General features: G+C 59.4%; 13 protein-coding genes. 4 read left to right on the top strand and 9 right to left on the bottom strand.

Annotation, left to right across the window (positions count from 1 at the left end; genetic code table 11):
- Positions 1-13: 13 nt before the first annotated feature.
- Complete coding sequence (aspS, locus tag QPL94_RS11510; protein ID WP_285357456.1) at positions 14-1819, bottom strand: aspartate--tRNA ligase; 1806 nt, start codon at positions 1817-1819, stop codon at positions 14-16.
- A gap of 182 nt (positions 1820-2001) precedes the next feature.
- On the opposite strand from aspS, the gene fabR reads away from it, so the two are divergent.
- Positions 2002-2625: an HTH-type transcriptional repressor FabR gene (gene fabR, locus QPL94_RS11505; RefSeq protein ID WP_285357454.1), complete on the top strand. Its 624-nt coding sequence runs from the start codon at positions 2002-2004 to the stop codon at positions 2623-2625.
- A 26-nt stretch (positions 2626-2651) separates the two neighbouring features.
- On the opposite strand, the gene QPL94_RS11500 is transcribed toward fabR, so the two are convergent.
- The 4 genes from QPL94_RS11500 to tadA are packed head-to-tail and all read right to left on the bottom strand — an operon-like array spanning position 2652 to position 5991.
- Positions 2652-3101, bottom strand: coding sequence for an HIT domain-containing protein (locus QPL94_RS11500; protein ID WP_285357452.1), 450 nt, complete (start codon positions 3099-3101; stop codon positions 2652-2654).
- Between the two features lies 1 nt (position 3102).
- A complete protein-coding gene (locus QPL94_RS11495; protein ID WP_285357450.1) occupies positions 3103-4446 on the bottom strand; it encodes a UDP-glucose dehydrogenase family protein in 1344 nt (447 codons plus the stop codon).
- 30 nt (positions 4447-4476) lie between these two features.
- A complete protein-coding gene (galE, locus tag QPL94_RS11490) occupies positions 4477-5481 on the bottom strand; it encodes a UDP-glucose 4-epimerase GalE (protein ID WP_285357448.1) in 1005 nt (334 codons plus the stop codon).
- A 9-nt stretch (positions 5482-5490) separates the two neighbouring features.
- Positions 5491-5991, bottom strand: coding sequence for a tRNA adenosine(34) deaminase TadA (gene tadA / locus QPL94_RS11485; RefSeq protein ID WP_285357445.1), 501 nt, complete (start codon positions 5989-5991; stop codon positions 5491-5493).
- A gap of 292 nt (positions 5992-6283) precedes the next feature.
- Here tadA and QPL94_RS11480 point away from each other — a divergent pair, with 292 nt between their 5' ends.
- Positions 6284-6811, top strand: a complete 528-nt coding sequence (locus tag QPL94_RS11480) for a PRC-barrel domain-containing protein (protein ID WP_285357443.1) — start codon at positions 6284-6286, stop codon at positions 6809-6811.
- Between the two features lie 132 nt (positions 6812-6943).
- Here the strand turns inward: QPL94_RS11480 and QPL94_RS11475 are convergent, their stop codons facing one another.
- On the bottom strand, positions 6944-8215 hold the full coding sequence (locus QPL94_RS11475) for a DUF2254 domain-containing protein (protein ID WP_285357441.1): 1272 nt from the start codon (positions 8213-8215) through the stop codon (positions 6944-6946).
- Entirely contained in the window at positions 8209-8427 is a 219-nt protein-coding gene (locus tag QPL94_RS11470; protein WP_285357439.1) for a hypothetical protein, read from the bottom strand. Before QPL94_RS11470 ends, QPL94_RS11475 begins: the two co-directional genes overlap by 7 nt.
- A gap of 266 nt (positions 8428-8693) precedes the next feature.
- Here QPL94_RS11470 and QPL94_RS11465 point away from each other — a divergent pair, with 266 nt between their 5' ends.
- Entirely contained in the window at positions 8694-9461 is a 768-nt protein-coding gene (locus QPL94_RS11465; protein WP_285357438.1) for a matrixin family metalloprotease, read from the top strand.
- Between the two features lie 6 nt (positions 9462-9467).
- Here the strand turns inward: QPL94_RS11465 and QPL94_RS11460 are convergent, their stop codons facing one another.
- Positions 9468-10016 carry a hypothetical protein gene (locus tag QPL94_RS11460; protein WP_285357436.1) on the bottom strand — a complete coding sequence of 183 codons (549 nt, stop codon included), beginning with the start codon at positions 10014-10016 and terminating at the stop codon, positions 9468-9470.
- Positions 10017-10319: 303 nt separating this feature from the next.
- Here QPL94_RS11460 and QPL94_RS11455 point away from each other — a divergent pair, with 303 nt between their 5' ends.
- A complete protein-coding gene (locus QPL94_RS11455) occupies positions 10320-10562 on the top strand; it encodes a hypothetical protein (protein WP_285357435.1) in 243 nt (80 codons plus the stop codon).
- Positions 10563-10605: 43 nt separating this feature from the next.
- Here the strand turns inward: QPL94_RS11455 and QPL94_RS11450 are convergent, their stop codons facing one another.
- Positions 10606-19272: a glycoside hydrolase family 94 protein gene (locus QPL94_RS11450; protein ID WP_285357433.1), complete on the bottom strand. Its 8667-nt coding sequence runs from the start codon at positions 19270-19272 to the stop codon at positions 10606-10608.
- Positions 19273-19371: the final 99 nt, after the last annotated feature.

The raw sequence follows: 19371 nt of genomic DNA, 5'->3' as shown, positions 1-19371 counted from the left end.
ATCCTGAGCCGGTTTAAGCGTTTCCTGACGTGGCTTCGTTACCCTGTCCATCCTTGGCTACCGGCTTGCGGCGGCGAATATGCAGTTCACGCAACTGCTTGTCGTCGACTTCCCCGGGCGCCTGGGTCATCAGACAGGTGGCACTCTGGGTTTTCGGGAAGGCAATCACGTCACGGATGGAGCTGGCACCGGTCATCAGCATGATCAGGCGGTCCAGGCCGAAGGCCAGGCCACCGTGGGGAGGACAGCCGTATTTGAGGGCATCCAGCAGAAACCCGAACTTGGCGCGGGCTTCCTCATCGCCGATACCCAGGGTGCGGAATACGCTCTCCTGCATTTTCTCGTCGTGAATACGGATGGAACCACCGCCGAGTTCAGTACCGTTCAAAACCATGTCGTAGGCCCGGGACAACGCTGTCGCCGGGGAGGATTCCAGCTCCTCTGCGGAACAGGAGGGTGCCGTAAACGGATGGTGGATAGCGGTCAGGCCGCCGTCCGGTGTTTCCTCGAACATCGGGAAGTCCACCACCCACAATGGCGCCCACTCGGAGGTCAGCATCTTCAGGTCGTGGCCAACCTTGATACGCAGCGCGCCCAGGGCCTCGTTAACCACGTTGGTCTTGTCCGCGCCAAAGAACACGATGTCGCCATCCTCGGCACCAGCGCGTTCGATCACGGCCAGGGCAACATCGTCGCCCAGGAACTTGATAATTGGTGACTGCAGGCCTTCGACACCCTTGGACAGGTCGTTGACCTTGATGTAGGCAAGGCCCTTGGCACCATAGATGCCAACAAACTTCGTGTAGTCATCGATCTGCTTGCGCGTCAGCTCCCCGCCTTTCGGGACACGCAGGGCAGCCACGCGCCCTTTGGGATCGTTAGCCGGACCGGCAAACACCTTGAAGTCCACACCGGCAACCAGATCACCCACATCCACCAGTTCCAGTGGGATACGCAGGTCCGGCTTGTCACTGCCGTACCGCTGCATGGCCTCGGAGTATGGCATGCGGGGAAATTCAGGCAGTTCCACTTCCAGCACATCCTTGAACAAGGAACGAATCATGCTCTCGTTCAGGGTCATCAGTGTTTCCTCGTCGATAAACGAGGCTTCCACATCGATCTGGGTAAATTCCGGCTGGCGGTCGGCGCGAAGATCCTCGTCGCGGAAACACTTGGCGATCTGGTAGTAACGATCAATACCGGACACCATCAGCAACTGTTTGAACAGCTGCGGCGACTGCGGCAGCGCAAAGAAGGATCCTTCGTGGGTGCGGCTCGGCACCAGGTAGTCACGGGCGCCTTCCGGAGTAGCGCGGGTCAGGATCGGGGTTTCCACATCCATGAAGCCATTGCTGTCCAGGAAGTTACGGATGTAGCTGGTCACGCGGGAGCGGAAACGCAGGCGGTTGAGCATTTCCGGACGGCGCAGGTCCACAAAACGGTACTTGAGGCGAACGTCTTCACCCACGTCCACGTGCTCATCCAGCGGGAATGGCGGCGTTGCTGCGGCGTTAAGGATGGACAACTGCTTGCCCAGCAATTCCACTTGCCCGGTGGGCATGTTGGCGTTTTCGGTACCAGCGGGACGCCGGCGCACACGGCCGGTCACCTGAATGACAAATTCACTGCGGACTTTCTCCGCCAGATTGAAACTCTCGGGGGTATCCGGGTCAAACACCACCTGGGAAATGCCATCCCGGTCACGAAGGTCCAGAAAGATGACCCCACCGTGGTCGCGGCGACGGTGAACCCAACCGCAAAGTGTGACTTCCTGATCAATGTGAGATTCGTTGATTCCACCGCAATAATGACTGCGCATACCGGTTCCCGTTGTATCTGATGTGTGCGTAAAAGTTTGCAAAAATGGTTTTGGCGGACCCTACTGCAAAAGCGGCCCATTATAAACACAATGGCGGTGAAAATCAGGCTTCCGACACATTGGGTGACGGTAAAACGTTTCATCGCTACACTGACCCGATTTAACAGCCTTTGGAGCAGCCCTTGTCAGCCCGAGCCGAACAGAAACTCCGCACCCGCCGCGCCCTGATGGATGCCGCCCTCGCCCAGTTGAGCGCAGACCGGGGTTTCGGCAGCCTGAGCCTGCGGGAAGTGGCGCGAGAGGCCGGCATAGCGCCCACTTCCTTCTACCGGCACTTCGCCGAACTGGATGAACTGGGGCTGGCCCTGGTGGATGAAGGTGGCGTTGCATTGCGCCAGCTGATGCGCCAGGCCCGCAAGCGGATTGCGCGAAATGGCAGTGCCATCAGTACATCGGTGGACACGTTCATGGAGTATCTGGGCGACAACTCCAACCTGCTGCGCCTGATGTTGCGGGAAAGCACCGGGGTGTCGAAATCCTTTCGCACCGCTATCAGGGCTGAAATCGACCACTTCGTGACGGAACTGGCGGCGGACCTGGCGCGGATTGCAGACGAGCAGAAGAAACCGCTGTCGGATCCGAAACTGGTGGCCGAAGCCATGGTCACCCTGGTATTCAATCAGGGCGCTGACGCGCTGGATGCTACGACGTCAGAGAAGGAAGCACTGAAAGTAAAACTGAAAACCGAACTCAGAATGGTGCTGGTGGGTTCGCGAACCATCGCCCGGCACAAGTCCAAATCCTAGGCTACCTGGCCCACCGGCGGGAGCAATCAGGCGCCCGCTCGGGACAGCCTGTCCAACAGGGGTTTCATTCGCTTCGCTAATTCCGCCAAAGCCTCCTCGCTGTAGGGCTCGGGAGGCAATTTGCCCCATACCGGCCCGGGCCAGGCCGGGTCACCTTCATGGCGCACGATGTGGTGCAGGTGGAGTTGCGGCACCATGTTGCCCAGAGCGGCGACGTTCAGCTTGTCGCCGCCAAACAATTCCATCATGCCCTCTCCCAGCAGGGAGGACTCCGCCAGCAGCTGCTGTTGCTGCTCCCACGTCAGTTGATAGATCTCCCGGACATCCGCAACACGGGGCACCAGCAGCACCCAGGGCCAGTTACTGTCATTCATCAGCCGGATTTCACACAACCGGCTTCGCCCGAGGCTGACAGTGTCCGCCTCCAGACGCTCATGAAGCACAAACGACTGCCCTGGCCCTTTCCTGTCAACCATATCAGTCTCCGTGGAACTGGTTCCGGCCGCGGCCAATGGCGTAATAGATCATGCCATGGCGCTCCAGCATTTCCGGCTCGTACAGGTTGCGGCCATCGAACACGACAGGCTCTTTAAGAGTCGCTGCAATTGCCTCGAAGTCCGGCGAACGGAATTCCTTCCACTCGGTACAGATTGCCAGCACGTCGGCTCCCTTCAGCGCCTGCTCCTTGGTACCGCAAAGGGTCAGACCAGGCTGATCACCAAAGATCCGCTGGGTCTCTTCCATCGCCTCAGGATCGAAGGCGTGGACACGGGCACCGGCATTCCACAGATCCTGCATCAGGGCGCGGGAGGCCGCCTCGCGCATATCATCGGTATTGGGCTTGAAAGCGAGACCCCAGAGAGCGACCACCTTGCCCTTGAGATTGCCGTTGAAATAGTGGCTGATCTTGTCAAACAGGACATGTTTCTGGGCATTGTTCACGGCTTCAACCGCATTCAGCAGCCGGGACTCGTAATCACAGTCCCTCGCAGTGCGGGCCAGGGCCTGAACATCTTTCGGGAAACAGGAACCGCCGTAACCACAACCGGGATAGATAAAGTGATAGCCAATGCGAGGGTCAGAGCCGATACCACGACGAACGTTCTCGATGTCCGCCCCGAGCCGTTCCGCCAGGTTGGCAATCTCGTTCATGAAGCTGATCTTTGTGGCCAACATGGAGTTGGCGGCGTACTTGGTCAGCTCCGCGGAGCGAATATCCATGAAGATCATGCGATCGTGACTGCGATTGAACGGGTAGTAAACCTCGTGGAGCAGCTCCATGGCACGCTCACTGTCGGTACCGATGATGATGCGGTCAGGCTTCATGAAATCGTTGATGGCCGCGCCTTCCTTGAGGAATTCCGGGTTGGATACCACATCGAATTCCAGTTCAAGACCACGCTTGTCCAGTCCCGCCCGCACGGCGGCCTTGACCTTGTCACCGGTACCCACCGGAACAGTGGACTTGTCCACCACTACCTTGTAATCGTCCATATACTGGCCAATGGACCTGGCGACGGCGGTCACGTACTGAAGGTCGGCGGAACCGTCCTCATCGGGTGGCGTCCCCACCGCAATGAATTGCAGAACACCATGGGCAACGGCTTCCTCAGCATTTGTGGTAAATACCAGTCGGCCAGCTTCTACGGTATGCTTTACGATGGATTCCAGGCCCGGTTCGTAAATGGGGATCTGGCCATTCTTGAGCTTTTCAATCTTGCCCTGATCCACGTCCATGCACAGAACATGATGGCCCACATCGGCAAGGCAGGCTCCGGTAACAAGCCCAACGTAACCGGTACCAAAAATCGTAATTTTCATCCGTTAAAACCCTGGTGTCTGTAATGTGTTTCAATCGTTAGATGGGCTATGCCAGCCCTGTTTTTCCTGCCAGATTTTTTCCCAGGCCAGCGCCGTGCCGACGATGGTATCCAGGTCGTCGTAATCCGGCTGCCAGCCAAGTACTTTTTTGATTCGCGAGTTGTCAGCCATCAGCGCGGCAGGGTCCCCTGCCCGACGGCCCGTTTCCTTCACGGGGAAGTCGTTGCCTGACTTGCGTTTGACCACGTCGATGACTTCACGCACGGTAAATCCACGCCCGTAACCGCAGTTCAGTACCCGCGACTCGCCGCCATTTGCCATGTAATCCAACGCCATCACGTGAGCCTTGGCCAGGTCTTCCACGTGGATGTAATCGCGGATGCAGGTGCCGTCGCGGGTGTCGTAATCGGTGCCGAACACACTCATGCCATCACGCTTGCCGGTCACACACTCGCAGGCCACCTTGATCAGATGGGTGGCCTCAGGCGTTGCCTGGCCCAGCAATCCCTCAGGATTGGCTCCGGCCACGTTAAAATAGCGCAGAATAACGTAATTCAATGACGATGCAGCCGCCAGATCCATGATCATCCGTTCGCTCATCATTTTGGATGCGCCATAGGGATTGATCGGCGCCAGGGGGAGATCTTCCGTCAGTACGGTTTCTTCCGGCATGCCATAGACCGCCGCGGTGGATGAAAACACCATGTAAGGAATCTGGTGCTGCTCAACCGCTTTCAGCAGGTTCAGCGTGTTACGGGTATTGTTGCTGTAGTACTTGAGAGGGTTTTCAACCGACTCCGGCACGACGATATTGGCCGCGAAATGCAGAACGGCTTCGAAGCGATGCTGGCCGAACAGCTCGGCGACGGCCACTTCGTCTGCCAGATCACCCACCACCAGCTCACCACAGGTGACAGCCCAGCGATATCCGGTGGACAGGTTATCGAAAACGACGATGTCGTGGCCGGCTTCGCCCAACTGCCTGACTACGTGACTGCCTATATAGCCGGCTCCGCCGGTTACCAGAACTTTCATGATCGGTAATCACTCCTTCCCTGAAAACAATTGCCTCCGGCGGCGACTATCGGCCCGCCGCCGTGCGAAAAAATCACTGATGATACCACTGCACTGCCTTGCCCGAACGCCGCCGACGGATTCCACACGCCAGTTCAGATGATCTTCTTCCAGCGTTCGTCGGGCCGATTCCACTGCACCGGCTTTCGGCTCGGCCGCACCATAAACAAGACGGCTGACGCGACTGTGTACGACAGCGCCGACGCACATAGTACAAGGCTCAAGGGTGACGTAAAGCGTCGCACCCGGCAACCGGTAATTTCCCACGCGGCTGGCGGCATCCCGCAGCGCCCGGATTTCGGCGTGGGCAGTAGGGTCACAGCCGCTGATCGGGGCGTTGAACCCAGCGCCGATTTCCTTACCGTCAAGCACCACCACAGCCCCAACCGGAACTTCTCCGGCGGTCGCAGCCTGCCCCGCCAATTGCAGGGCCCTATTCATCCACGCTTCGTCTTCTGAACTGCCCGTCATGATTTCCTGCCTGTTTTGTGTCGGGGGTGATTTTCTCCTGACTGCCAGTCACGTACAAGCGCGCAAAGCAGCTGCCGATCAAACCAGTATTCGGTCTTTGTCGTTGCATTTTGGTGCGTCAGCGAACCGACTGACCAATTCTTTGGGCGTATTGTGGGACTTCATCCTGAATTCCATAGGTTATGGCGATTCAGTCTCCTTCAGGGCAGTGACGCCAGGGAGAGAAGCTGTGATGAAGCGGTTGGACAGGATGTTTCGTCCGCCTAACACAATTGATTCGAAGGAGAATTCTATGAAAAAGCTACATTCACTCGCCTTTTATGCATTGGTCGCTCCGGCCATCACCCTGGGTTCCGGTACCGTGCTCGCCGCACAAGCCAGTAGCGAGAATGAAGATTTGGGTGAGCAGAGCATGGGCCAGGATGCTGACCGCGAAAAGCAGAGCTCTCAGCAAAACCAGGACACCATGGAGTCCAGCAACAAGACTGCTCAAAGCGACCAGTCTGGCATGAAAAACCAGAGTTACCTGGGCGCTGCTCCGCCTAACGGCATGCAGGCGAGCGACTTGATCGGTACTGATCTTAAAACCAGCGGTGACGAGAGCGTGGGTGAGATCGGTGACCTGATTATTGACCAGGATGGCAAGGTCGTGGCGGTTGTAGTCAGTGTTGGCGGCTTCCTGGGTATGGGCGAGAAACATGTCGCCATTTCCTGGGATAAAGTACAGATGTCAAGCAATGCTGATGATCGGGACCTGCGGGTTGACGTCACTCGTGAAGAGCTTGAGTCAGCGCCGGGTTTTGAAAAGCAGGACAACTGAAAGCCAGCACCACCTTCTAACATCAGGGTGGAATGATTGAGCGGCAGGGGCGAAAGCCCCTGCCCTTTCCATGGGCCGCCGGATGTATTTCTACGATACGCCCGAAAAAACGGACAGGTATCCGTTCTGAATCTACAGGGCTGAAAACGCAGCAGTCCTGCGCACGGCATCGATATCGTCCTGAACCACCATGGCTTGCTCCGAGCGTGCCAGTGCCATCCGTGAATGTTTTTTGGCGGTAGCAACCATCGCAGGGTCATCTGTTTCGGCCAACGCATAAAATGCTTTTTGCAGTCGGATGGAAACCTCAACCATGGCCGCACCGTCACGGGCAATTGCCGTAAACGCATCGTCGAACAGGTCGTCGACTACCAGCTCCGGAACCGATACACGGTCATAGGTGATCTCCCGCAATCTGTCCTTTTCAAGCGGAGATTGCCAAAGGGTAAACAGCCGTACCAGCGTACCAATGACATTGATCGCGGTTCCCGGGTCATTGATGCCAGGCGACAGCGCCTTGTCAGCGATCTCGGACAAGGCAATAAGCCCGAAACGGGGATCATCTTCGAAGGTTCGGTTCGGGCTGATCGTAAAGGCGCTGGAAAAGGCATCTGAATTGAACGCTTCGCGTCCTTCAGTACCCTCCACAATACGAAGCAGCGCCCTGCGTACAGTGACAAAGGTGCCTGGCAACGCTGTCACTATCACACGGCAATCCTGCGCTTCAGCGCAGGATTGTAACTTCTCCAGATCAATGTGCTGTACATAGCCAACCGATGAAGCACAAACGGGAACACCTGTGCCAGAGGCCAGATCCGGGGACGCTGTCAATGCGCCGAGCGTGGGTGCATGCCGACGACGATCCAATGCATCTCCGGCTGCAGTTTCCGCTTTCTCAATGATGTTAACCACCCGCCCCAACCGGGCAAGTCTATCCACCCAGCGAACGAAGGTAATGATGACAATAGCGAACACCAGAAGGGTAAGCACGAAGATCGCAAACCGGCCTGCGGCGTCGAACAAGTCATTCTTGACAGCGACCAGGGAAACAATGCTGAAGATAAAGGCGCCGATAAACGCAGACAGTGCGTTCTGGGTAACGTCATCCGCTATAACCAGGGGTATGGACCGAGGGGTGGCGCCGGCACTGGCGGATGCATAGGCGGCGACCATGGAACCTACTGCAAAGGTAGCAATAACCAGCATGCTGGACGCCATAATGGACAGCAAGGTCTCGACGGAATTCAGAGTTATCTCGGGCAAAATGCTGGAAAGACCAATATCGTCAGCCAGGCTGGCGATATAAATACCACCGATAGAAAGCACACAAAGCACCAGTGGTTTGACCCACAAGCGCTCTTTAATCCGGCTGATGAAAAAACGAAACTTGTCCGGGCTCAACATCCTGAGGCCTGCTTGGCGGTCTCGGCAAAAAGAGCACCCGGGTCTTCCTCCGCGGCTGCTTCAAGGCCTGTCATCTTCAGCAACGTCCGCCCGGCGACGAAGTCGTCGCTTGCACCGGCTTGCCTGGCAACTATGTCGTTAATTATGACTACATCGACATCGACCTGACTTCTGGCTTGCGACGATCGAGCAGGTTTCTTTTTTGTAGCCATTGTTCTTCTCTGGAGGTGAGAAACTTGGACAAGCGAGAGGCTGCTCGAATCGCTGGTCTTTGATGGATTCTCATATCGCTGATGTGACCTGTCTGTTCGGTACCGAACCCTTGCGAAGTACCGGACCTGCCCTGGTCACCCGGCTCCGTTATGCATTCGTTGTCCGGGCTTTTTGCCTTTGCACGTCTGGGATAATCGTTTTCCGGTAAACATTCTCTTACCAAATTACAACCGACATCTCCTGAGGTTGTCAGTACTCTCTCGCCATGAATCGAGTATTGATACCGTGGGAACGCCCCTTGTGGTGCGGACAGTTTATAAAAGCGCTGATAGTGGCTGCCTTTCTGCCACTGTCGCTGCCATTGCTTGCCGGGGATAAAAAAGACGGGTATCGCCTGCTTGAGCTGGACGGCTACAAGGTCAAATGGGGCGAGCAGATACTGGGGGCGGGGGCGAGCATAAGCTATGCCTTCGCTGACGAAACAATGCGGTTCGATGATGCGCGCAACTGTGGCATCCTGGCGCCAATGAAAGCGCTCTCCGGGCAGGATCTTCCCTTCGAGACGCTGGAGCGCGAGACAGCAGCGGCCTTTCAGGTTTGGGAACGTGCTGCTGATCTTTCATTCCACCGGGTTGCCGATGCCCGGGATGCGGATATTGTTCTCGGTGCCCAAGGTCAGCCGCGCCGGCGGGCATTTGCCAACGTAGCCTACGCGCCCGATGAGAAAGAAGGTGTGCGCGCCATCGAAAAGTCGCTGGTGTGCCTCAACCCCGAGCAGAAGTGGAAGGTCGGGTTCGGTGGCGACAAGGAAGTCTACGACATCCGCTATACGCTGATTCATGAAATCGGCCACGCCATCGGTCTGGACCATCCAGGTCCATCCGGGCAGGTGATGGGGTTTCGCTACACCGAAGCTTTCCCCGGGCTACAACCCGGAGATTTGCGCGGCATACAGCGACTCTACGGGCGTGGCGCCAAGGGCAGTCAACTTGCCGATGGCCCCGACACCCATCTCTTCAAACCAGCGCTTTGACGTGGTTCAGAAGTGGTAACCAAGACCCACCGTATAGGCCCAGATCCCGTCATCCTGGAACGCATCAGTCACCTCATCGCTGTCGCTGAACAGGAACTGATACTCAACGCGCCCGAGGATAAAGGTCTTTGACCGAACGTAGTACTTTACGCCCGTTTCCAGACCGGCGAAGGCGCTGTCCTTGACACCGTCCCCGTAGATTCCGCCGAGGCTGGCACCGACGAAGGGCCGCGTACGATCTTCAAGGAAATGATGGTTGAGGTAGCCACGGGTTGAGCCGTTCCAGAAATCATCCGTAACCCCTTCGCCTTCAATATCAGCGTAATTGAGACTTTGCCGGACACCGGCAACCAGGTTGTCCCGCAGATACCAACCAAGATCGCCGGTTAGCCCGATGTTGCTGCTGTTGAAATCCCGGTCGCTACTGCCTGTGCCGGAGAGCGAGAATTCCCGTTCGCCCTCTTGGGGGCCGAAATCCGGGGACTGTGCGGCTACTGCCAGGGGCAGTGCACCGAGAATACAGAAGGTGATTGCCGCAGTGTTGGCTCTGATCATGGGAAGCTCCTTGCTTTCATTGTTCAGATTGCATATCTGTAGTGCGCCAATACGTACCTGGCGCGGACTGTGGCGCGACGGATACTACGGCAGTCAACCGGCGCGAACCCACATCCTCAGAATCATTGACTGACCGGCCAGCAGTCTGTGCGGAAGCGCACACAGGTCGCTTAAATCCGCTAAGTTAGACAACGCACAGACCTGACCTTGAGCTTCAAGTAATTTGGGAACCTTACCCTGCATCTCTATGAGTTCAGGGCAAGAGGCAGAACCCGAACGGAACAGCTATCAGGAGAGCAACTCATGAACAGGAACCAGACTGAAGGTCATGCAAACGAGACCAGGGACAAAAGCGGGAATCCTGACGACGAGTCCGAAACCGTGTTAGGAGAGGTCAATGACGATGCCGAGAAGGACGATACCGAGAAGCATGACAGGAAGGCACGTCCCGAGTCAGAAAAATCCAGTGACAACGCCAGGAAGCATGGCGACAAGAAAGGCACCGTGCTGGGCGAAGTCAATGACGACGAGAAGGGGAACGAATAAACCGTTCAACCCCAGCATCGGACAACAGCACTGACGCCGCAGATCACACGCCGCCCAGCTCCGCCTCCACAAAGTGCTCCCTGCGGTCGTCAATCAGCGGAATGCGCGCATCCGGATTCACATTACCATCCACCGTCATGCGGGTTACCTGCCCCGATCCTTCTCCGACCCGCCTGACGGTGATGTGGTAGATGGTGTTTCTGTAGCGATAGTGAATTTTGTAACCATCCCAATCGGCCGGGACACAGGGCGCAATGCGGAGATAGTCCGCTTCCAGCTGCAACCCCAGCAGGGTTTCGGTGGTCAGCCGGTACATCCAACCCGCCGCCCCGGTGTACCAGGTCCAGCCTCCGCGGCCGGTGTGTGGCGACACGCCGTAGATGTCCGCGCACATGACGTAGGGCTCAACCTTGTAGTGTTCGATGGATTCAGGCGTGCTGCCGTGGTTCACAGGATTGAGCATGGCGAACAGTTCCCACGCTCGCTCGGTGTCACCCAGCATGGCAAACGCCATTGTGGTCCAGATTGCGGCATGGGTGTATTGGCCGCCGTTCTCGCGCACGCCGGGAATGTAGCCCTTGATGTAGCCGGGCTCCAGGTCGGATTTGTCAAAGGGCGGGTCGAGCAGCTGGATGATCTGCTTGTCACGCCTTACCAGGCGCTGGTCCACCGCCATCATCGCCTGACGTGCCCGTTTCGCGTCGCCGCTTTTCGAGATCACCGCCCAGCTCTGGCTGATCGAATCAATCTGGCATTCGTCGTTACTGGTTGAACCCAGGGGGGTACCGTCGTCAAAATAAGCGCGCCGATACCAGGCACCATCCCAGGCCTGGGCCTCTATATTGCTGCGCAGTTCTGTCGCCTGGGCACTGCACAGCTCGGCAAAACCTTCATCATTGCAGTCGCGCGCCAGGCCGGCAAACAACTCAAGATTTTCGACCAGGAACCAGGCCAGCCACACACTCTCGCCGCGGCCGTCATTGCCCACGAGATTCATGCCGTCGTTCCAGTCGCCGCAGCCCATCAGCGGCAAATGGTGGGTGCCGAAGCGCAGGCCGTATTTGAGCGCGCGCACGCAGTGCTCGTAAAGGCTGGCCGCTTCAGGAGATCGTTGCGGCTGGTCGTAGTAAGCCTCCTCCTCCGCATACAGTTCACGTCCTTCCAGGAAGTGGATCGGCTCGTCGAGCACGCCGGTATCGCCGGTCGCCCGCACATAGCGGCAGGTAGCATAGGGTAGCCAAAGGTAGTCGTCGGAAAAATGGGTACGCACGCCCTGCCCGCTCGGTGGATGCCACCAGTGTTGCACATCGCCCTTGAGGAACTGGCGCCCGGCGTGCCGGACCAGCTGCTCGCGGGCAAGCCATGGTGCTGCGTGGATCAACGCCATGGTGTCCTGCAGCTGGTCACGGAAACCAAAGGCACCGCCGGACTGATAGTAACCGCTGCGCCCCCACAACCTGCACGACAGGGTCTGGTAAACCAGCCATCCATTGGCCAACACGTTCAGCGCCGGGTCCGGCGTGTCGACATTGACCGCTCCCAGGGTGTGGTTCCAGTATTCCCATACCGATTCCAGCGCTTGCCGCGCGCCCGCCTGGCCGCCGAATTGCTGGACGAGATGGCGGGCCTCATCGGCGTTGCCCGCCGCACCGAACACCAACACGATTTCGTATTCCTGGCCGGGGTCGAGTTCAATCCGGGTCTGGATCGCAGCGCACGGATCGAGGCCGGCGCCGGTCCTGCCCGACAGCCGCTTCCGGCGCATCGCCGCCGGACTGGCCAGCGCACCGTTACGGCCGATAAACTCGGTGCGGTTGCCGCTCACCGTCCGCTCGCGCTCGCTGATCTGAGCGAACACCACCCGATTGGCACATTCGCGACCGTAGGCATTGCGGGCGAACAGCGCGCCGGTGTGCAGGTCGATTTCGGTGACAATGTGCATCTGATTGGCATGCCGCCACTCGCCGAGCACCAGTTCCCAGAACCCGGTGAGCGACAGGCTGCGCACACGCTTCGACTCGTTGCGCATCTTGACCACTACGAATTTGACCGGCGCATCCATGGCGACGTAGGTGCAGAGCTCCGAGGCGATGTCGGCCTCAAAGTGCTCGAACACGCTGTAGCCGAAGCCGTGTCGGCAAACGTAGCCAGAGCGGCCACTGGCGGGCAGCGGCGTCGGCGACCAGAACGCGCCGGTTTCTTCGTCCCGGATGTAGAATGCCTCTCCGCTGCTGTCGGAGATCGGGTCGTTGTACCAGGGGGTGAGGCGGAATTCATGCGCATTTTCCACCCACGTGTAGGCACTGCCGCTCTCACTGACGACAGTGCCAATGTGAGGGCTGGCAATGACGTTAGCCCAGGGCGCCGGCGTGGTCTGTCCGGGTTCGAGAGTGACGACGTATTCGTGTCCATCGGGGGTGAAGCCGCCCACACCATTGCCGAAAATCAGCTCGCGCGGCTCCAGCGGATAAACCGTTTCGGTGCCCGCCTGCTGCGAAGGCTTCAACAGGTCTGATGGGCGTTCTGACGATACGCGGCGATCGACCTGCTCGATCAGGGTCTCGGCGGTGTCGCTGAAGACGATGCGGGACACAGTCTGTAACAGCACACGTTCATCCTCGGAAAGCTCTTCGGCGCGCCGCACGAAGATCCCGCCCGGTTTATCAATTACCTGCGCTTCGGGTCCCGCGTTGATCAGCCCCATGATCAGATCCTGCAGCTCCGCCCGATAGCCGGAGAAACCTTCGTTGACGATCACCAGATCGGCGGCCAGTCCCTTCATTCGCCAATAGGCGTGCGCCTGCACCACCTGCTTGACCAGTTCGATGCGATTGAGGTCGCCGATGAACAGCAGGACAATGGGCAGATCCCCCGAGATGGCAAAGCGCCACAATCCTGACTGCCCCAACTGATTGCGGGCGATGATATCGGGCGCCGCACGGCGCAGGGCATTGCCGTAAATGACAGAGTTGGCCAGGCGGCCAAATTTCTGGGCATCTGCTTCGGTCGCGTTAAGATGCCGCAGCACCTCCTGGCTCTGGAACCAGGCCATCTCGAACGCGCGCTCGACGAAGTGGCGGTCGCAGTATTTCTCTAGCAGCATCAATGCTGCCTCGCGCGTGTCAGCAACACCGGAAATGATCTGAACCCTTGCCGATTCATCCGGCGTCAGGGTCAGCATGCTGCGGATTGCCACACAGGGGTCAAGCACCGCCCCCTGTGTGTTCGACAAGGTTGATGCGCGGTCTTCGTTGTCCATCACTATCGGATTGGCTACCGTGCGGCCCCGCCCGAGAAAACGGGCCCGGTCGGTTTCACAGGATGGCTCGTCGGCGACCGAGCCGGGAGTGGCCAACAAGTGAAACATCCAGGGCACCTGCTCGCCTGGTGTACGGGGGCGCCTGGTGCAGAGAATAGCCCGCCGCCCGGGCAGGATTTCGGTCTGCACGAACAGATTGCTGAACGAGCGATGGGCCAGGTCTGCACTCAGCGGCGCCAGAACCACTTCTGCAAAGCTTGTCACTTCAATGTGGCGGGTGTGGGACGACTGGTTAGTGAGCTTTACGCGACGGATTTCAACATCGTCTTCCGGTGACACGCTGAGCTCGGTGTGCGCTTCAATCGCATGGTCACGCCGCCGGTATTCCGCGCGGCCCTGCACAAAGATCGCTTCGTAGTGATCAGCCGGGCGCAGGGTCGGCTGATGAGCCGTCGACCAGTATGTTCCGCTGTCGCGGTCACGCAGGTAGATAAATGTGCCCCAGTTGTCGGAAGTGGCGTCCTCGCGCCAGCGGGTAACCGCGAGGTCACCCCAGCGGCTGGTGCTGCCGCCCGCATGGGTCGCCATCACGTGATAACGGCCGTTCGACAGCAGGTGAACTTCGGGGAGCCGGGTTGCGGTGTCGGTGAACACGCGCATGGTTGCGCCGGCTTCTGCGCTGGGCGGGCGGGCCGCTGCGCTGGCTTCGGCCGCGTGCGGATGCAGGGTGTCGCCTCGCTTCGGCACCCGTTCCTGCAGCAGCAATTCGGTTGCCCGCGCGAGCGGGTCTGACATGAAGCGGCGCTGCATTGGCTGGTTGAGCAAGACATGGGCAAAGGCCAGTAAACTCATGCCCTGGTGGTGGGCCATGAAAGTCTGCACGATGGCGTGCGGCTTGCCCCGGGGGACACGGGTGGGCGTGTAGTCGATCGCCTCGTAGAAGCCGTAGGCGGCGAGGAAATCCAGATCAGCCAGCGCCTGCAGATTGCGGCAGGCTTCCCGCGGCATCACCGTCAGTGCCAGCGCGCTGGCGTAAGGTGCGATCACAATGTCGTCGCCCAGCCCACGCTTGAGGCCGAGGCCAGGCACCCCGAAGGCCCGGTACTGGTATACCTGATCGAAGTCGGTGGCATTATAGCAGGACTCGGAAATACCCCAGGGCACCGCGCGTTGGCGGCCGTATTCGATCTGGCGCGACACGGCAGCCTTGCAGGTCTGCTCCAGCAGGGTACTGGCGTAGCTGGGCATTATCAGCTGAGGCATCAGGTATTCGAACATCGAGCCGCTCCACGAAATCAGGCTGACGTCACCACCGTGACTGGTCAGCAGACGGCCGAGCGTGAACCAGTGCTTCTGCGGCACCTGTCCCTGAGCGATAAGCAGGAAGCTGGCCAGGCGAGCTTCCGAAGCCAGAAGGTCGTAGCAGGCAGGATCGCGACGGCGTTCACTGACGTCGTAGCCGATGGTCAGGAGACCGCGTTCGGCATCGTAGAGAAATTCGAAATCCATGACTGCCAGATCCTGGCAACGATTCATCAGGTCATCGATGAGATCGAGTTGTGCCTTAGCGCCGGCGCCACCGGTGCGGCTATCTGTAGCGACCAGCTCCATCCGGGTCGGAAGCGCACTGCCCTGCCACGACTTGGGCACCAGACTTCCGAGTTCATCGCGAAGCGAACGGAATTGCTGGTCGAACGCCCGCGCCCAGTAAACCAGTTCGCCATCAATGTCGACATCCGCCGGCAACCAGGAAAACAGCGCTTTGTCGGTGCGAAGAATCTGGTCCAGCGCGCTGACGGCGGCAGCCAGCGTCAGCGGCTGTCCCTCACGTGTGAGGTCGCGCAGGGTGTCTTGCAGCGCGCCGATGTGTTCCGCCAGTTCGGGGGCCGGTGAGGCAGGCAGCTGTTCGGCCAACACCTGCAGGGTGTCCTGCAAGCCCTGCAGCGCGCTGAGCGACAGCACCGGCTGGTCTTTCAGCTCGGCCAGCCCTGCCTGCAGGGTAAGAAGGCTGCCGGCCAGGTTGCCGCTGTCTACTGAAGAGACGTATCGTGGGTGAAGCGGCTGCAGCGTTCGGGTGTCGTACCAGTTGTAGAAATGGCCACGGTAGCGTTCCAGCTTTTCCATTGTGCTGAGCGTATTGTCGATACGGTGCAGACACTCCCCCACCGTGAGATAACCGAAATCGACCGCTGCCAGGTCGGCCAGCAGCGACATGCCGATGTTGGTGGGTGAGGTTCGCGACGCGATGGTCGGCGCAGGATAGACCTGGAAATTGTCAGGCGGCAGCCAGTTGTCGTCCGGGCCGACGAAATCCGCAAAATAGCGCCAGGTGCGACGGGCCGCAGCGCGCAGAAAGACTTGTTGCTCCATGCTTAAGCCCGGACTGGCGGCGACCAGCGGCCGGCTGATCCACCAGCCGACGACGGGCGACACCAGCCACAGCAGCAGGATGGGGCCTGCGACCAGCCCCGCCGCCAATGTGCTCCCCGCCAGAACCAGGGCCACGCCCACCCCCAGTGCGATAACCGGTGCGACCCACATTTCCCGGATAAAGTCAGTCAGCGACCTGCAGGCATTGCGGCGTGCGTAGCCGGGCAACTGCCATATCAACAGGCCACGGCGCGTGAACGGCATGCGCGCGCCCGAGCGCCAGATCGCTCCCAGGACAATTCGTGTGTCATAGGGCAAGAAGACCAGGGTCAGGAGGGCAAGCGCGATTGGACGGCCGGCGGATTTTCCGGTCAGGCTCAGGTGCAGCAACCATTCAGATTCTTCGGGCTTGCGGATCAGCTCGATCAGGGTGGACAGCGTGGGCGGAAGGAACACCACCGCCACAACCAGCACCGTCCACACCCACACGGGGCCCGGACCAACAAGCCACCCCCCTACCAGAAGAGCAAGGAGCGCCGGCGCCACCAGGCTACGTCGCAGGTTGTCGAAAATCTTCCACAGCGACAGCGCTGACAGCGGATTCGCCTGCCGCGATGATCTCGCGCCAATGACGTCAGGTGGTCCCGGCACGCGTGGCAGCAGCCAACCAGCAAGCTGCCAATCGCCGCGAATCCATCGGTGGCGCCGGCTGGACTCGGTGGCAATACTGGCCGGTTGCTCCTCAATGAGGTCGACATCGGTCACCAGACCCGAACGCGCGTAGCCGCTTTCCAGCAGATCGTGACTGAGGATGAGATTCTCCGGAAAGCGTCCATCAACGGCCTGACGAAACGCATCGACATCGTAGATGCCCTTTCCGATGAACGAGCCTTCCCCGAACAGATCCTGGTAGACATCCGACACTTCGCGCGTGTAGGGGTCGATGCCCGAGTCACCCCCGAAAAGTCTGGAAAATCGAGACTGGCCAGCGCTGGTCAGGCTGATCGAGGCGCGCGGTTGCAAGATCGCATAACCTTCTACAATACGCTCGCTGGCGTCGTCGTAAATCGGCCGGTTGAGTGGATGCGCCAGGTTGCCGACCAGAGTGTGCGCTGCGTCGCGGGGCAATTGCGTATCGGTGTCCAGGGTGATGACGTACTGGATCGAGGCAAGGATGGACTGATCGCCGACGATGTCCGAGAAAGCGGTGTCCGCCCCGCCCCGGAGCCGGGCGTTGAACTGCTCGAGCTTGCCGCGCTTGCGCTCGTAGCCCATCCACACCCGCTCGAACGGGTTCCACACTCGCGGCCGGTGAAAAAGATAGAAAATGCAGGGACGGTCATCGCGGTAGGTTTCGTTAAGTGCTTCGACCGCTGCGCGCGTGTACGCGATCAAAGCCGCGTCTTGCGGCAGGGTTTGCTCGGGCGCATCGGGGAAATCTGTCAGCAGGGCGAAGTACAGATTCGGGTCGCGATTGCCGAGATAGCGTATCTCCAGGGCTTCGATCAAATGATCGACCTCCCGCCGACTGCCCAGTAACGTGGGAACCACCACCAGGGTGCGGTGAACGTCGGGAATACCCTGTGAAAAATCCATTCGTGGCAATACACGCGGTGGCAACAACAGCGTGACCGCGAGGTTTACCAGCGCGACCGCCAGTGCAGAGGCGCTGATCATGGCAGTGATTGCAATGAACCAGTAGCGCCAGTCAGTGGGTGCGAGCCCATCAAGCGTATAAAGCACGCCTGCCGTCGTGAGCAGCGTCAGAACCAGGATAAGGCCGAGGTAGAGTGGCAGGCGGACAGGCCGGCTCGCCCTTTTCACGCGGGTTGTGAACGACGGGCAGCAGCCGACAGCACGCTCCAGAGGCGGGCGTCCCCGATCGATCAGATAGTAGCCGACATGCGCGCTGCGGTCTTGCCCGCCTCGTTGCGCGGCAGCCGTCTGCGCGAGAACAATGGCTTCCCGTGCTACCGCCGCTTCGTCACCACCGCTGCCCCGCGCCACGTCTTCGATAACATGCCGGTAGCGGTCGCGGGTGGCGAAATCCTGGCGGGCGTGCATGCCTGACGGGTCTTCGCACAGGGTCTTTTCAACGACACTGAGCGACTCGACGTAATGCTTCCAGTCCATGGCGCCTATGAAGCGAAGGCTGCCAATGCTGTTGGCGATGGATATCTGGTTGGCCGCGGCGGTCCGCCCGGCCGCCTCCGACAATTTTGTTGCGGTGGTACCCTGCTCGAGCAATTTCTGTTCGACCCAGGTTTGCACGAAGGCCATGGCGGGCCCCTGCGCCTGGAGCCGGTCGTAAAACTCTTCCACAAACGACGCGGTCAGTGGTACGTCGGCATGGGCAAACTCGGCCAGCAACTGGATCAACTGCTTGGGTTCACTTTCCGCCGCGTCAAGCATGCGGTCCGCCCACCTGATGGCGGCGTCGCGCTCTTCGCGCCGCTGCGCGATGCTTACGCCGACGCGTCGCAGGTTTTCCAGCAGCGCCAGCTTCAGCATGATGGGGAAGGCCCACAGCTCGCCCAGTTGCAGGTATTGTGCGGTCTGGTAGGCGGCGACGAACTGGGTGACATTGTCGCTGTCGACCCGACCATCCATGTGGGAGATCAGCTCCAGCGCCAGGTCGTAAATGCGGGGAAAACCGGCCGATTGGCCATCGGCCAGGCGCGGCAGCTGCCGGCTGTACCCACGCGGAAGATGGCGCCGCGCCAGGCCCATCTGCTGTTCGATCAGATAGAAGTTGTCAAGCAGCCAGGCTTCGGTTGGCACGATCCGTTGCCCTGCCGTAACCGCCGCTGTGACGACGTCGTAGGCCTCCAGCAAAACGCGGGCATTGTCCGCCAGACGCGGCAGCAATCTGTCCGCCCCCAGGCCTGGATCGATTTGATGCTGTCCTGCCAGGGTGACCGCATGGCGCTTCAGTTGCTCAATGCTGAACAGCTCCGCGCGCAACAACTCGGTATCCCGGTCATGGCGCAGCCCACTTCCTGTGCGGGCCGAAAATCTGAAGATGTTGATGGCTATCGCTCCCTGCTGCCCCTTTGAATGGTCAGGGGCAGCCCTGGCCATATTGCCGGTATTTACCGAAAATACAGCTCCCAGTGCTCGCGATACTTCAGCCTTCGTGGTTTATTCGGTCACGCTCAAGTGTAGTTGCCCATCGCGGTC

Origin of the sequence: Marinobacter sp. SS13-12 (genome assembly GCF_030227115.1) — a bacterium.
Taxonomy (GTDB): domain Bacteria; phylum Pseudomonadota; class Gammaproteobacteria; order Pseudomonadales; family Oleiphilaceae; genus Marinobacter.
Note: the sequence above shows the minus strand (reverse complement) of the source record. Positions and strands in the feature narration are given on the sequence as shown.